The sequence below is a fragment of the Microbacterium testaceum genome, from assembly GCF_029761935.1.
Lineage (GTDB): Bacteria > Actinomycetota > Actinomycetes > Actinomycetales > Microbacteriaceae > Microbacterium > Microbacterium testaceum_A.
In genome coordinates this window covers 3,365,763-3,380,022 of the sequence record NZ_CP121699.1, presented here as the reverse complement: position 1 = coordinate 3,380,022, position 14,260 = coordinate 3,365,763, and the positions used below count along the sequence as shown (strand labels likewise).

The window sequence follows — 14,260 nt, the reverse complement described above, 5'->3', positions numbered from 1 at the left end:
GGTAAAACATTACGTCGGGACGCCGGATCGGTCGAATCGTCGCTTCACCCCGGGCGTGTCGTCGACCCTGAAGCGCGTAATCACGCGGATCTACGACGAAGGCCCGACCGAGGGGTGTCGGTCGGGCCTGATCGTCTGCGCTCCGGGAGGGAGCGGTCGTCACGCGTTCGCGGTCTCGGCGTTCTCTGAGACGGGCAACGGCCACAGCGCGTCGAGAAGCTGGCGCACCCATGCAATGAGGTTCGCATCGTCCGCATCCTGAGGGAGCGGGACCACCATGGCGTCCCCGCCGGCGACGAGCTTCGCCTTCGGGTACAGCCGCTGCAGACGCACCCGCATCGAGTCCGGAAGGTTCGCAGGGGCGATGCGCAGGTTGGAACCCATCGCGACGACATCGGCCAGGCCGGCCTGAGCGGCCCGGCGACGCAGGCGCGCCACGGCGATGAGTCCCTCGACTTCGGCCGGCGGCTCTCCGTATCGATCACGAAGCTCCTCGACCACGAGGTCGATCGCATCGCTCTTCGCCGTCGCGGAAGCCGCGGCCGACAGCTTCTGGTACGCCTCGAGACGCAGACGCTCGCTGTCGATGTAGAACTCCGGCAATCGAGCATCGACGGGGAGCTCGAGGCGGAGTTCGGTGGGACCGTCGACGTCTTCGCCACGGAACGTGGAAACGGCTTCGCCGATCATGCGCAGGTACAGGTCGAAACCGACACCCGCGATGTGTCCGGCCTGCTCGGCGCCGAGGAGGTTTCCGGCGCCACGCAGTTCGAGGTCTTTGAGCGCCACCTGCATGCCCGAGCCGAGGTCGTTGTTCACGGCGATCGTCTCGAGCCGGTCGGCCGCGGTCTCGGACAACGGCTTCATCTCGTCGTAGAGGAAATACGCGTACGCGCGGTCGCGCCCACGCCCCACGCGTCCGCGGAGCTGATGCAGCTGCGACAGCCCGTACTTGTCGGCGCGGTCGATGATGATCGTGTTGGCGTTCGAGATGTCGAGCCCGGTCTCGATGATCGTGGTCGAGACCAGCACATCGGCACGACGCTCCCAGAAGTCATCGACGACCTGCTCGAGGGCGTGCTCCCCCATCTGCCCGTGGGCCACGACGATCCGGGCCTCGGGCACCAGTTCAGCGAGGTGCGCGGCGACGCGCTGGATGGACGAGACCCTGTTGTGCACGTAGAAGATCTGGCCCTCGCGGAGCAACTCCCGGCGGATCGCGGCGGCGATCTGCTTGTCGTTGCGGGGGCCCACGTACGACAGGATCGGATGCCGATCCTCCGGCGGGGTCGCGAGGGTCGACATCTCGCGGATCCCCGTGACCGCCATCTCGAGGGTGCGCGGGATCGGGGTGGCGCTCATCGCCAGGATGTCGACGTTGGTCTTGAGCTTCTTCAGCTGGTCTTTGTGCTCGACGCCGAACCGCTGCTCCTCGTCGATGATCATCAGCCCGAGGTCTTTGAAGATGACCTTCTCGGTCAGGATGCGATGGGTTCCGATGACCATGTCGACCGTGCCGTCGGTGAGGCCGGCCAGGGTGGCCTTCACCTCTTTGTCGGTCTGGAATCGCGACAGCGGCCGGACCGTGACGGGAAAGCCCGCGAAACGCTCGGCGAAGGTCTCAAGATGCTGCTTGACCAGCAGCGTGGTGGGAACCAGCATCGCGACCTGCTTGCCGTCCTGGATGGCCTTGAACGCCGCCCGCACCGCGACCTCGGTCTTGCCGAACCCGACGTCGCCCGAGAGCAGTCGATCCATCGGGATCGGCTTCTCCATGTCGGCTTTGATCTCGTCGATCGTCTGCAGTTGATCGAGGGTCTCGGCGAAGGGGAAGGCCTCTTCGAGCTCGCGCTGCCACGGGGTGTCGGGACCGAACGCGTACCCCTTCGACGCCATGCGTGCCGAGTACAGCTTCACCAGCTCGACCGCGATGTCGCGGACGGCCTTGCGGGCTCGACCCTTCGCCGCCGCCCAGTCGCTTCCGCCCATCTTCGACAGGGTCGGCGCTTCGCCGCCCACGTACTTCGACAGCAGGTCGAGCTGATCGGTGGGGACGAACAGCTTGTCGCCCGGGTAACCGCGCTTGGCCGGCGCGTACTCGAGGACGAGGTACTCCTTCGTGGTCTTCACCGCGTTGCGACCGCCGCTGGACACCTCGCGCTGCGTGAGCTCGAGGAACTTGCCGATGCCGTGGGTCGCATGCACGACGACGTCGCCGGGCTTGAGCTGCAGCGGGTCGACCACGTTGCGTCGACGCGAGGCGAGCTTTTTGACGCCGCGGTTGTCGCCGCTGACCGAGCGGCCGTAGAACTCGGTCTCGGTGATGACGGCGAACTTCGCCTCGGTCAGCTGGAAGCCCCGCTCGAGGGGCGCGCAGACGACATGGGCGACTCCGGCCTCGGGCGCCGACCTCACATCGTCGACGCGGCGGGCGGCGATCCCGCGCTCGGAGAGGACGTCTCGGGCGCGATCCACCATGCCGGGGCCGGATGCCGTGACCACGACCGACCACCCGTCGCGCAGAAGCTCGCCGACGTGAGCAGTCGCACCCTCGACGTTCCCCTGGAACGACGGCACCGGATCGGCCTTGATGCGATGAGCGGAGTCATCGCCGACGACGAGCCCCTCGTCTTCGGCATCCGCCGCTCCCGAGTCGAAAGCGCTGAACTGCCACCAGACTCCGCCTCGACCGCTGGCCTTCTCGTGCAGATCGTCAAGGGTGACGAAGTCACCGGATCCCAGATCAACCGGGGTGTCCGCCCCCGCCGTCGCCGCCGACCACGCCGCCTCGAGGAACTCGCGGTTGGTGTCGCCGAGCGTGGTGGCACGAGCAAGCGAACGCTCGGGATCGACGAGCGCCACCGCGCTCGCACCGGGGAGGTAGTCGACCAGGCTGATGAGGTCGTCCACCAGGACGGGGATGAGCGATTCCATGCCCTCGGCGGGAATCCCCTCGGCCATCTTCTCGAGCAACTGACGCAGCCCGGGATAGCCGTCGCGCAGTTCGGCTGCGCGTGCACGTACCTCGGCGGTGAGCAGAAGCTCGCGGCTGGGCACGAGCGTCACCGTGGGCACCTCACCGGGCAGCGAGCGCTGGTCGGCGACGGAGAAGGCGCGGATCTGGTCGACCTCGTCGCCGAAGAACTCGACACGGTACGGGTGATCCGCCACCGGGGGGAAGACGTCGAGGATGCCGCCGCGCACCGCGAACTCCCCGCGGCGCGAGACCATGTCGACGCGGTGGTACGCGAGCTCGACGAGGCGCGTCGTCACGACTTCGAGCTCGAGCCCGCGCCCCCCGATCGAGAGTTCGACCGGTTCGACGTCGCCCAGACCGGGGGCCAGCGGCTGGAGGGCGCTGCGCACCGACGCGGTCACCACGAGCGGCGCGGTGCGGTCCCACGCGGCGATCCGACGCAGGATGTCGAGACGGCGACCGACGGTCTCGGGACTGGGGCTGAGGCGCTCGTGGGGCAGCGTCTCCCAGGCCGGGAAGTGGAGGACCTGCGCGCCGGGCAGAACGGCCTCGAGAGCCGGGCCGAGGGACTCGGCACGTCGACCGGTGGGCGCGATCACCAGCACCGCGCCGGGTTCACCCGCGGCACGGCGACGCTCGACGAGGCCCGCGATGACGGGGGCGTCGAGGCCGTCGACGAGGGAGAGCGACAGGTCGGAGGAGGCCGCCGAAGCGGCTTCACGGTACGACTCAGCCTGCTCGAGGGCGCGAACGATCCCGGGAACTGTCACTCGAAAGAGTCTACGCGGGGGCTCCGACATCGGGCCGGGGTGGACAACGCGCCCGGGTGCCACCTCTCGTAGGCTTGCCGCATGACGACGCCGAGCGCCCCGAACGGTCCGGTCTTCGCCGCCCCTCACGCGGCACCGCCCGTCGGGACGCTCCTCACTCCCCCGCCGCCCACCCGTCGAGGTCGCCCCCTGGGCACCTGGGCGCTCGCGCTCTCCGTGGTCGCGGCCGTCCTGGCCCCGGCCATCGGCGGCTTCGCGGCGTTCCGTTCGGCGCGCGGTGCGGCCCCCGGGCTGACCACGATGTCGTCGAGCAGCTTCAACTGGCGCGTGCTCTCCCCCGTGCGCGAGCTGGTGCTGCTGGGCGAGGTCGCGTTCTGGACGGGGACGGCGATCGGCATCACGGCCCTCGTGCTGGGAATCGTCGCCATCGTCCGGCGGTCGGGGCGCGGTGCCGGGATCGCGGGACTCGTCCTCTCGGTGCTGGGCCCGATCTTCTTCGGTGTGCTGACCGCCGTCGCGATCGTCGCGGGGCTGGCCACCGTGCCCGCAGGCGGTGCGCCCGTCTGACCCCACCCCGGGCCGGCTGCGGGCGCAGATACCGCGCCACGCGGACGGGCGTCCAGCCCCACGCCCCGGCGCGGGACGCTTCTTAGACTCCGGGAACGGGCGGTCCACGCCCACCGACGACCAGAGGAGCATCTCGTGAGCACGACACCCCCGCCCCCCGAGCCGTACCAACAGCCCGTCACGCGCGGCGACTCCTCCGGCACCGCCCCGTCTGCACAGGGCGCTCCCGCCGCACCCGCCTACGTCCCGCCCACCACCAGCAAGCCGAAGGGCCCGAAGAAGCTCGGACTGGTCGCCTTCGTCGTCTCGCTCGTCGCGGTCGTCGGCGGCTCGATCATCGCCTTCATCGCCGGGATGCAGAGCGCGAGCCTCGCCCCGTACGCCGACGGCGGCCAGCAGATGGAACCGAACACGCTTCCCCCGGAGGTCCAGCAGGCGGCCATCGTCTTCGGCATCCTGACCATCGTCGCCTTCGTCGTGTACGCCGTTTTCGGACTCTGGGGGTTCATCCAGGGCATCGTGGCCGCGGTGAAGAACCGCGGTCGCGGATGGGCGATCGGCGCGATCGCCCTGTCGCTTCTCGGGGGCATCGTGGTCGGCAGCACGCTGGCCGCGGGCGCCGCGATCGGCGTCTCCGCGTGACGTGACGATCGGCACGACCATCGGCCCCGGTTCCTCGTTACCGGGGCCGATCGTCGTTTCCGGCGCTCTCTTCCCCGGACGGCGCGGGAGCGCGCGGGACTGCGCCCGGGGACGCGACGGGTGATCCGTTCACCGGCTGGAGGGAAGGCGGGGGTCACGGCACGCAGGCGCTCGGCCAGCTGCCGTACCGCGCGTCAGGCGCGCGGGGCGTGGAAGCGCTGCTGGGCGGCGACCAATCCCTCGTCGACCAGGAGTTCCACGGCGTCCGCGGCATCCGAGACGAGGATCGGGAGCGTCTGACGCTCGGCCGAACTGAACGGATCGAGCACCCAATCGGCGGGATCCTGGCGCCCGACCGGACGACCGATGCCCACGCGAACGCGGGGGAACTCCGGCGTACCGAGGGCCTTCGCGATGTCGCGCACCCCGTTGTGCCCGCCGTGACCGCCCCCGGTCTTGAGCTTGATGGTGTCGTAGGGGATGTCGAGCTCGTCGTGGACGACGACGATGCGCTCGGGCGCGGTGCCGTAGAAGCGCGCGAGCCCGGCCGCCGGCCCCCCGGACACGTTCATGAAGCTGTTCGGCTTCGCCAGGACGAGCTTGTCCGCTCCCGGGCGCAGCCACGTCTCGACCACCCGCGCGTTGGCCTTGTGGGCGCGGAAGGCCTCGCGGCGGCGGGCGGCGAGCTCGTCGACGACCATCTGACCGATGTTGTGCCGAGTCGCCTCGTAGCGGGGGCCCGGGTTGCCGAGACCCACGATGAGCCAGGTGTCTGCCATGGCATCCATCCTTCCGGGTCCGCGTGCGGACCGTGCGCGACGACGCGGTCGTCAGGTGACGGGACCCCGCGCGCCATCCGCGCGGAGAAACGAACGAGGGGACGCGAAAACGCGCCCCCTCGTAGTCGGACCGTGGAACGGCCCTGGAATTACTTGTCGTCGCCCTCTTCGGCCGACTCGGCCTCTTCGGACTGCTCCTCGGCGACCTCCGCATCGGCCTCGGCGATCTCTTCGTCGGCGGCGATGGTGTCGAGCGGCACCGAGACACCCACGACGAGCGTCTCGGGCTCGGTGACGAGGGTGGCGCCCGTGGGCAGGGTCAGGTCGGCAGCGGTGATCTGCGTGCCGTCCTCGGCGCCCTCGACCGAGACCTCGATGTTCTGGGGGATGTGGGTGGCCTCGACCTCGAGCGACACGGAGGTCGCGTCGAGCATGGCGACGGTGCCCGAGAAGGGCTCACCGGTGATGACGACGGGAACGTCGACCTGGACCTTCTCGCCCTTCTTCACGACGATGAGGTCGATGTGCTCGATGATCTGACGCACGGGGTCCTTCTGCACGTCCTTGACGAGGACGAGCTGGCCCTTGCCCGCGATGTCGAGATCGAGCAGCGCGTTGGCACGACGGATGAGCAGCGCGACCTGGTGGCCGGGGAGCGCCACGTGCTGGGGCTCGGTGCCGTGACCGTAGATGACGGCCGGGATCTTGCCCGCGGCGCGGAGGCGACGGGCGAAGCCCTTGCCGAAGTTCTCGCGGAGTTCCGCGACGACCTTGTTGTCTTCCGACATGATGTTCTCCTCGCGGGCTCGTGTCCCGCAGCTTGTGAGCGGACATGGTCCGCACCTGTGTGGTCTGGATTCGACTCGAACGCGAGCGCGTGAGGAAAGCCGGGAGCCTGCATCACTGCGTCGATTACGGACGCCTGCGCACCGTGCGGCACGCGAAGCGGCATCCCTCGCCGAAGTTCCCCGGAAGTCTACCAGCGCGAGAGGGAGAACCACGACCCGACCTCGGACGGCGGCGGGAGCGTGCGCCGAGCGACGGTAGGATCGAACGGCCACAACCCACCCGGAGGATCATCATGGACAGCGGCTTCTTCTCTCACGTCGTGCTCTGGGTCATCGGCGGCATCGCCGCGTTCGGCCTGATCGGCACCGTCGGCGCGCTCTTCACCATGGGCCGCAACGCGAACTACAAGAAGCACTGACGCCGCAGCGTCGTCAGGCGTCTTCGGACGCATCCCTCATGGCGTCGTCGGCTTCGCGGACGATCAGCCGCATGGCCTCGGCCGCATCGTCGGCCCGCCCCGCCGCGATCGCGAAGGCCACGTCCTGGTGCCACCGCACAGCGTGCGGATTGGCGTCGTGGGGCATCAGCTCGTGCAGCGTCCGTCCCACCAGGACGGATTCCACGACCGACCCCAGAGCCGCGAGCATCGAATTCCCGGATGCCGCGAGCAGAGTGCGGTGGAAGGCGATGTCGGCCGCGAGGTAGTCGCCCCCGTCGGCGTCGCGCTCGGTGCGAGCCATCTCGATCACCGCGGCGATCAGCTCCTGACGCTGCGCCGGCGTGGCGTGCGTCGCCGCCGCCCGTGCCGCGAGGGGCTCGATCGCGCCGCGCAGTTCGCTCAGCTCCCGCAGCTGGGCATCGCGACCGGGGCCGGCAAGACGCCACGCGATGATCTCGGGGGCGTACACGTTCCAGTCGGTCGACGGTCGTACCTCGACGCCGGTCTTGCGTCGAACGTGAACGAGACCGAGTGACTGCAGCACGCGGACGGCCTCACGACCCGCTCCACGCGACGACCCCTCGGACAGATCGCCGGTGACCAGGCGAGACCCCGGCTCGAGCTCACCCCGCACGATCGCCGCGCCGAGGCGGTCGACGAGGGCGTCGTGCAGCGACGCCACGGCGGGACGGTCCATCGTCATCCATCGATGATGCCAGACGATATCGATCACCGAATCGAAATTTGTCGTGCAGAAGTCGACATCCTGTGATTTTATGTACGACAAATACTCACGGCACTGCCGCCGACCGCCGGAACAAGGACGCTCATGGCCCTCACCTCCCTCCCCGCACCCCTCGTGCTCGCCGCCGCGGAAGGCGGCCCCGCCGCCCCCGCGGGCCAGCTCATCACCGCCGCGCTCATCGGCGTGGCCCTGATCGTCGTGCTCATCACGTGGGGCAAACTGCACCCCTTCCTCGCGTTGACCATCGGAGCGCTCACCACCGGCGTGGTCGCCGGGATGGCCGTTCCGGTCACCGTCACCAGCTTCACGGGCGGGTTCGGCTCGACCATGGGCGGCGTCGGCATCCTGGTCGCCCTCGGCGCCATCTACGGCAAGCTCCTCGCCGACTCCGGTGGCGCCGACCGCATCGTCGACACCCTCGTCGCCCGGGCGACTCCGCGCAGCCTCCCCTGGGTGATGGGTTTGATCGGCGCCATCATCGGACTGCCGATGTTCTTCGAGGTGGGACTCGTCCTGCTCGTGCCGGTGATCATCCTGGTCGCCCGTCGCTCCGGCGTCGCACTGATGAAGATCGCGATCCCCACCCTCGCCGGGCTCTCGGCGATGCACGGCCTCGTGCCGCCCCACCCCGGCCCGCTGGCGGCGATCGACGCCCTCGGCGCCAACCTCGGCCTGACCCTGGCGTTCGGCGTGATCGTCGCGATCCCCGCCGTGATCATCGCCGGGCCCCTGTTCGCGACGATCGCCGCGCGCTGGGCTCCCGTCCCCGTGCCGGAGCTGTTCCTCTCGGCCGAGGAGAAGGGCGATGAGCCCGCCCGTCGCCCCTCGTTCGCCGCGACGCTCGCGAGCATCCTGCTTCCGGTCGCCCTGATGCTGCTCAAGGCCGTCGCCGACATCGCCGCTCCGGGCTCGACCGACCTGTGGAAGGTCGTCATCGACTTCCTCGGCATGCCGATCATCGCACTGCTGCTCGCCGTGCTCGTCGGCTTCGTGGTGCTCGGGCGCGGCGCCGGCTTCGACCGAGCCCGCCTCACCGGGGTCGTCGGCTCGTCGCTCGGCCCGATCGCCGGCATCCTGCTCATCGTCGGCGCGGGCGGCGGCTTCAAGCAGGTGCTCGTCGACACCGGCATCGGCAAGGTCATCGCCGACATGGTCGCCGGCTCCAGCGTGTCGGTCCTCCTGCTCGCCTGGCTGGTCGCCGTCGTGATCCGCGTCGCCACCGGATCGGCGACCGTCGCCACGATCACCGCCGCCGGCATCCTCCAGCCGCTCACCGAGACCCTCGACGCCCCGATGACCGCGCTGCTGGTACTCGCGATCGGCGCGGGATCGGTCTTCCTCAGTCACGTCAACGACGCCGGGTTCTGGCTCATCAAGGAGTACTTCGGCCTCAACATCCCCCAGACCCTGAAAACATGGAGCGTGCTGGAGTGCGTGATCTCGGTCACGGGCCTGGCCGGCGTCCTCGCGATCAGCGTGTTCGTCTGATGGGAACGGAATAGAGCATCATGGCATCCCACCCCGTCCTGGTCTTCATGGGCCCCGCCGGCACCGGCAAGTCCACCGTCGCCGGCATGCTCGCCGGTCGTCTCGGCTGGGACTTCCAAGAGGGCGACGACCTGCATCCGGCCGAGAACGTCGCGAAGATGGCCTCCGGTCAAGCGCTGAACGATGACGACCGCTGGCCCTGGCTCGACCGGGTCGCGGGATGGATCGACGGGCAGATCGCCGCCGGGCGACCCGGGATCGTCACGTGCTCCGCGCTCAAGCGGAGCTACCGGGACGTGCTGCGGCGCGACGACGTGACCTTCGTCCTGCTGATGGGCGACCCGAAGCTCGTGCTCGAGCGCCTGCTGCGCCGCCAGGGGCACTACATGCCGCCCTCGCTGCTCACCTCGCAGTTCGAGACCCTCGAGATGCCGGATGCCGATGAGCAGGCGATCCGCGTCGACCTCGACCTCACGCCGCAGGAGCAGGTGCAGCGGGTCGTCGACCGCCTTCAGCTCCCCCATACCCCGTCCTGAAACACACGCGGGCCGAGCCGATAAAGTGGCGGAGGCGGCCCGCGTGAGCCCGCCCACCCTTCCTCGCACCTGAACACGGAGCAACGAATGACGTCGACCCCCTCCCCGACCGGACCCTCGAGCGACCAGGATCAGGCCCCGCACACGGCCGCACAGGTGCACGAGGGTGCACCCGGCATCGAAGAGGTGGATCGTCCCACCGCCGAGGCCGACTCCCGCCCCGAAGGCGAGGGCGACGGTCGCGCCAACATCGGCGTCGTGGGCCTCGCGGTCATGGGCTCGAACCTCGCCCGCAACCTCGCGAGCCGCGAGGGCAACACGGTCGCGATCTTCAACCGCAGCAAGGACAAGACCGAGCACGTGCTCGAGCAGCACCCCGAGGCGAACTTCGTCGCCTCGTTCTCGTACGAGGACTTCGCCGCGTCGCTGTCGAAGCCGCGCACCGCGATCATCATGGTCAAGGCCGGTCGCCCCACCGACTTCGTCATCGACGAGCTCGTCAAGGTCTTCGAGCCCGGCGACATCATCGTCGACGGCGGCAACGCCCTGTTCACCGACACCATCCGCCGCGAGAAGGCCGTGCGCGACACCGGCATCAACTTCGTCGGCATGGGCGTCTCGGGCGGCGAAGAGGGCGCGCTGCGCGGCCCCTCGATCATGCCCGGCGGTTCCGACGAAGCCTGGTCCACGCTCGGGCCGATCCTGAAGTCGATCGCCGCGGTCGCCGAGGGCGAGCCCTGCGTCACGCACGTGGGCCACGACGGCGCCGGCCACTTCGTCAAGATGGTGCACAACGGCATCGAGTACGCCGACATGCAGCTCATCGCCGAGGCCTATGACCTCATCCGCCGCGCCACGGGCAAGAGCCCGGCCGAGATCGCCGACGTGTTCGCCGAGTGGAACCGCGGCGAGCTCGAGTCGTACCTCATCGAGATCACCGCCGAGGTGCTGCGCCAGACCGACGCCGACACGGGCAAGCCGCTCGTCGACGTGATCCTCGACCAGGCCGGCGCCAAGGGCACCGGCGCGTGGACCGTGCAGACCGCCCTCGACCTGGGCGTGCCGGTGTCGGGCATCGCCGAGGCCACCTTCGCGCGGTCGCTGTCGAGCCACCCCGAGCAGCGCTCGGTCTCGCGCGAGCTCCCCGGCCCCTCGGGCACCGAGGTGCTGTCGGGAGAGGACGCCGACGCGTTCATCGAGCAGGTGCGCCTGGCGCTGTACGCCTCGAAGATCGTCGCGTACTCGCAGGGCTTCGACGAGATCCGCGCCGGCGCCGCGCAGTACGACTGGAGCATCGACTTGGGCGCCGTGTCGAAGATCTGGCGCGGCGGCTGCATCATCCGCGCGCAGTTCCTCAACCGCATCGCCGAGGCGTACGACGCCGAAGCCGAGCTGCCGGTGCTGCTGACCGCTCCATACTTCGTCGAGGCGCTCGGCCGCGCCCAGGACGCATGGCGCCACATCGTGTCACTGTCGGCGGCCAGTGGCATCCCGGCCCCGGCCTTCAGCTCGTCGCTGGCGTACTACGACGGCCTGCGCGCCGAGCGTCTGCCCGCCGCCCTCATCCAGGGCCAGCGCGACTTCTTCGGTGCGCACACCTACCGTCGCATCGACAAGGAGGGCACCTTCCACACCCTCTGGTCGGGCGACCGCACCGAGATCGAAGCCGAAGACACCCACTGATCCCGAGGGATCGACGGTGACGAAGCGGCGACGGGCATGGCTCGTCGCCGCTTCGTGCGTCTACGCCGTCGCGGTGTGGTGGATGACGCTGCGCCCCTCGATATACGACGCCGAGGTGGGCGGCATCCTGGGTCGTCTGCTCGACGCGCTCCGGCAGTCCCCCGCGACGGCGTGGATCACCTTCGACGTCGTCGAATCCCTGTCGAACGTCGTCATGTTCGTGCCGCTGGGTCTGCTCGTGATCGCGTGGCGGGGGCGCTGGTGGCACGGCATCCTGCTCGGCCTGACCGTGAGTTGCGCGATCGAGATCACCCAACTGCTCTTCTTGCCGACGCGTGTGGCCGACGTCGGCGACGTGGCGGCCAACACTCTCGGAGCGACGATCGGGGTGCTCGTGGCGCGCGTTCTCAGCAGCCGGATCTCGCGTTCCCAGGATTCCCATAAGGCTCGCCATAGAAAGCTCATAGATACGAGAGCACAATGAGTTCTATGACCGCGACCGCCGCCGCCCCCACCTTCACCCGCCCCGACGGAAGTGCCCTCCGCGTCCTCGTCGTGGACGACGAGCAGATGCTCACCGACCTGCTGTCGATGGCGCTGCGCATGGAGGGCTGGGACGTCAAGACCGCCGGATCGGGCTTCGACGCCCTGCAGTCCGCGCGCGATTTCGAGCCGGATGCCATGGTGCTCGACATCATGATGCCCGACCTCGACGGCATGGCCGTCCTCCAGCGCCTGCGCCACTCGGGCAACGACGTGCCCGTGCTCTTCCTCACCGCGAAAGATGCCGTGGCCGATCGCGTCGCGGGTCTGACCGCCGGCGGCGACGACTACGTCACCAAGCCGTTCAGCCTCGAAGAGGTCGTCGCGCGTCTGCGGGGGCTCATGCGTCGCGCCGGCACGGCCTTGACGCGCGACTCGGAGCCGATCCTCCGCGTCGGCGACCTCTCGCTGAACGAGGACAGCCACGAGGTCATCCGCGGCGGCAAGGAGATCGAGCTCACCGCCACCGAGTTCGAACTGCTGCGCTTCCTCATGCGCAACCAGCGCCGCGTGGTGTCGAAGGCGCAGATCCTCGATCGCGTGTGGAACTACGACTTCGGCGGTCGGTCCAGCGTCGTCGAGCTCTACATCTCGTACCTGCGGAAGAAGATCGACGCCGGGAACGACCCGCTCATCCACACCGTGCGCGGCGTGGGCTACATGATCAAAGCCCCTCAGTGAGTACCCCGCCGCGACCAGCTCCCCCTGTTCCCCCCGCGGAGGTCTGGGAGACCGACGCCCCCGACGCCGATTCCGAACAGGAGTCCACCCCCAGACCTAAGAAGGAGCCTCTGTCGCTGAGGCTCCGTCGCCCCTGGACTCTCCAGGCGCGCTTGATGACCGCCGTCATCGGCATGGTCGCCTTCATCCTCGTGATGATCGGGATCTCGACCAGCGCCATCCTCACTCAGGTGCTCTACGTCAACCTCGGCGCCCAGGTCGACGAGGCGGCCGCGTCCATCCAACCGCGTGCCGCCTTCCAGAGTTCGGCGGAACAGGTTCTCGAGTCGGGGTTCTTCGACTCCGGCACCCTGCTCGTCATGAACTCGCGCGGCACGGGCATCACGGGCGCCGTGGTCGGTGACAACGGAGCGCGCGCGCTCACCACCGACGACCTCGGCCGGATCGCCGACAGCCTGCAGGCCGCAGCCGCCGACCCGAACGCCCAGACCGTCGACCTGCCGAACCTCGGCGAGTACCTCGTCCGCCCGTTCCAGACGCCCGGCAGCGACAGCATCTTCTTGGTCGGTCTCCCCCTCTCGAGCGTCACCAGCACCATCGGCGCGATCCTGACCACCGTCGCCCTGGTCACCACGGGCGGCCTGCTGCTCCTCGCCGTCATCATCGCGATCGTCATCCGGCTGGGACTCCGGCCGCTGCGCGCCGTCGCCGAGACGGCCACCCGCGTGGCGTCGCTGCGCATGGATCAGGGCGACGTCTCGATCACCGAGCGCGTGCCCGCCGATCAGGTCGACGACCACACCGAGATCGGTCAGGTCGGCACGGCCCTGAACACCCTTCTCGACCGCGTCGACGCCTCCCTCAGCGCCCGCCAGCGCAACGAAGAGCTGATGCGCCGGTTCGTCGCCGACGCCAGCCACGAACTGCGTACGCCCCTGGCATCCATTCGCGGCTTCTCGGAGCTGTCGCTGCGCGCCATGCGTCAGGCGCAGGACGACGAGAGTCGCCAGCGCATCTCTCTGGCCGTCGAGACCACCGAGCAGTCGCTCGAGCGCATCCAGGCGCAGTCCCTGCGCATGACTACGCTCGTGGAGGATCTGCTTCTGCTCGCGCGCCTCGACGAGGGGCAGGAGCTCGTCTACGGTTCGGTCGACCTCACGCGACTGGCGGTCGAGGCCGTCGGAGATGCGCGCCCCGCCGGCCCCGACCATTCGTGGACGATCGACGTGCCCGACACCCCCGTCGAGCTCGCCGGAGACGCCGCACGCCTGCACCAGGTCGTGGCGAACCTGCTCGCCAACGCCCGCACGCACACGCCCGCGGGCAGCGAGGTCGACGTGTCGGTGGCGCACGAGGGCGCCGAGGCCGTGCTCCGGGTGCACGACAACGGTCCCGGCATCGATCCCTCGGTCGCCTCGCAGCTCTTCGAGCGGTTCGCCCGCGCCGATCGCTCGCGCGACCGCAAGACCGGCGGTACCGGCCTGGGCCTGTCGATCGCGCGGGCGATCGTCGACGCCCACCGCGGAACGATCTCGGTCACGAGCACTCCCGGCGACACGACCTTCGAGGTGCGCCTCCCGGCGAAGCCCGCGGATCCGGTAATCGCGGACACGGTCTGAGA

Annotated in this window: 13 protein-coding genes; 9 read left to right on the top strand and 4 right to left on the bottom strand. The window is 69.5% G+C overall.

The window, feature by feature from the left end:
• Window positions 1-159 precede the first annotated feature (159 nt).
• A complete protein-coding gene (gene mfd, locus QBE02_RS16195; protein WP_431844574.1) occupies window positions 160-3,777 on the bottom strand; it encodes a transcription-repair coupling factor in 3,618 nt (1,205 codons plus the stop codon).
• 51 nt (window positions 3,778-3,828) lie between these two features.
• Here mfd and QBE02_RS16190 point away from each other — a divergent pair, with 51 nt between their 5' ends.
• A complete protein-coding gene (locus tag QBE02_RS16190; protein ID WP_279366618.1) occupies window positions 3,829-4,314 on the top strand; it encodes a hypothetical protein in 486 nt (161 codons plus the stop codon).
• Window positions 4,315-4,449: 135 nt separating this feature from the next.
• Window positions 4,450-4,956 (top strand): hypothetical protein, encoded by a 507-nt coding sequence (locus QBE02_RS16185; protein WP_279366617.1) that lies wholly within the window; start codon window positions 4,450-4,452, stop codon window positions 4,954-4,956.
• A 194-nt stretch (window positions 4,957-5,150) separates the two neighbouring features.
• On the opposite strand, the gene pth is transcribed toward QBE02_RS16185, so the two are convergent.
• Complete coding sequence (gene pth / locus QBE02_RS16180; RefSeq protein WP_279366616.1) at window positions 5,151-5,735, bottom strand: aminoacyl-tRNA hydrolase; 585 nt, start codon at window positions 5,733-5,735, stop codon at window positions 5,151-5,153.
• Between the two features lie 149 nt (window positions 5,736-5,884).
• The gene (locus QBE02_RS16175) at window positions 5,885-6,523 is read right to left on the bottom strand and encodes a 50S ribosomal protein L25/general stress protein Ctc (protein WP_279366615.1); all 639 of its coding nucleotides are present in this window, start codon (window positions 6,521-6,523) and stop codon (window positions 5,885-5,887) included.
• Window positions 6,524-6,816: 293 nt separating this feature from the next.
• Here QBE02_RS16175 and QBE02_RS16170 point away from each other — a divergent pair, with 293 nt between their 5' ends.
• A complete protein-coding gene (locus tag QBE02_RS16170; protein ID WP_256335604.1) occupies window positions 6,817-6,942 on the top strand; it encodes a hypothetical protein in 126 nt (41 codons plus the stop codon).
• A 13-nt stretch (window positions 6,943-6,955) separates the two neighbouring features.
• Here the strand turns inward: QBE02_RS16170 and QBE02_RS16165 are convergent, their stop codons facing one another.
• The gene (locus QBE02_RS16165; RefSeq protein ID WP_279366614.1) at window positions 6,956-7,666 is read right to left on the bottom strand and encodes a FadR/GntR family transcriptional regulator; all 711 of its coding nucleotides are present in this window, start codon (window positions 7,664-7,666) and stop codon (window positions 6,956-6,958) included.
• Between the two features lie 126 nt (window positions 7,667-7,792).
• Between QBE02_RS16165 and QBE02_RS16160 the strand changes: the two genes are divergently transcribed.
• From QBE02_RS16160 to QBE02_RS16135, 6 genes are all read left to right on the top strand, one after another.
• A complete protein-coding gene (locus QBE02_RS16160; RefSeq protein ID WP_279366613.1) occupies window positions 7,793-9,196 on the top strand; it encodes a GntP family permease in 1,404 nt (467 codons plus the stop codon).
• Window positions 9,197-9,216: 20 nt separating this feature from the next.
• Window positions 9,217-9,732: a gluconokinase gene (locus QBE02_RS16155; protein WP_279366612.1), complete on the top strand. Its 516-nt coding sequence runs from the start codon at window positions 9,217-9,219 to the stop codon at window positions 9,730-9,732.
• Between the two features lie 87 nt (window positions 9,733-9,819).
• Window positions 9,820-11,415 carry an NADP-dependent phosphogluconate dehydrogenase gene (gene gndA / locus QBE02_RS16150; RefSeq protein ID WP_279366611.1) on the top strand — a complete coding sequence of 532 codons (1,596 nt, stop codon included), beginning with the start codon at window positions 9,820-9,822 and terminating at the stop codon, window positions 11,413-11,415.
• 16 nt (window positions 11,416-11,431) lie between these two features.
• On the top strand, window positions 11,432-11,899 hold the full coding sequence (locus QBE02_RS16145; protein WP_279366609.1) for a VanZ family protein: 468 nt from the start codon (window positions 11,432-11,434) through the stop codon (window positions 11,897-11,899).
• A 5-nt stretch (window positions 11,900-11,904) separates the two neighbouring features.
• Window positions 11,905-12,639, top strand: coding sequence for a response regulator transcription factor (locus QBE02_RS16140; protein WP_056228637.1), 735 nt, complete (start codon window positions 11,905-11,907; stop codon window positions 12,637-12,639).
• Window positions 12,640-12,794: 155 nt separating this feature from the next.
• A complete protein-coding gene (locus tag QBE02_RS16135) occupies window positions 12,795-14,258 on the top strand; it encodes a sensor histidine kinase (protein ID WP_279366608.1) in 1,464 nt (487 codons plus the stop codon).
• Window positions 14,259-14,260 lie beyond the last annotated feature (2 nt).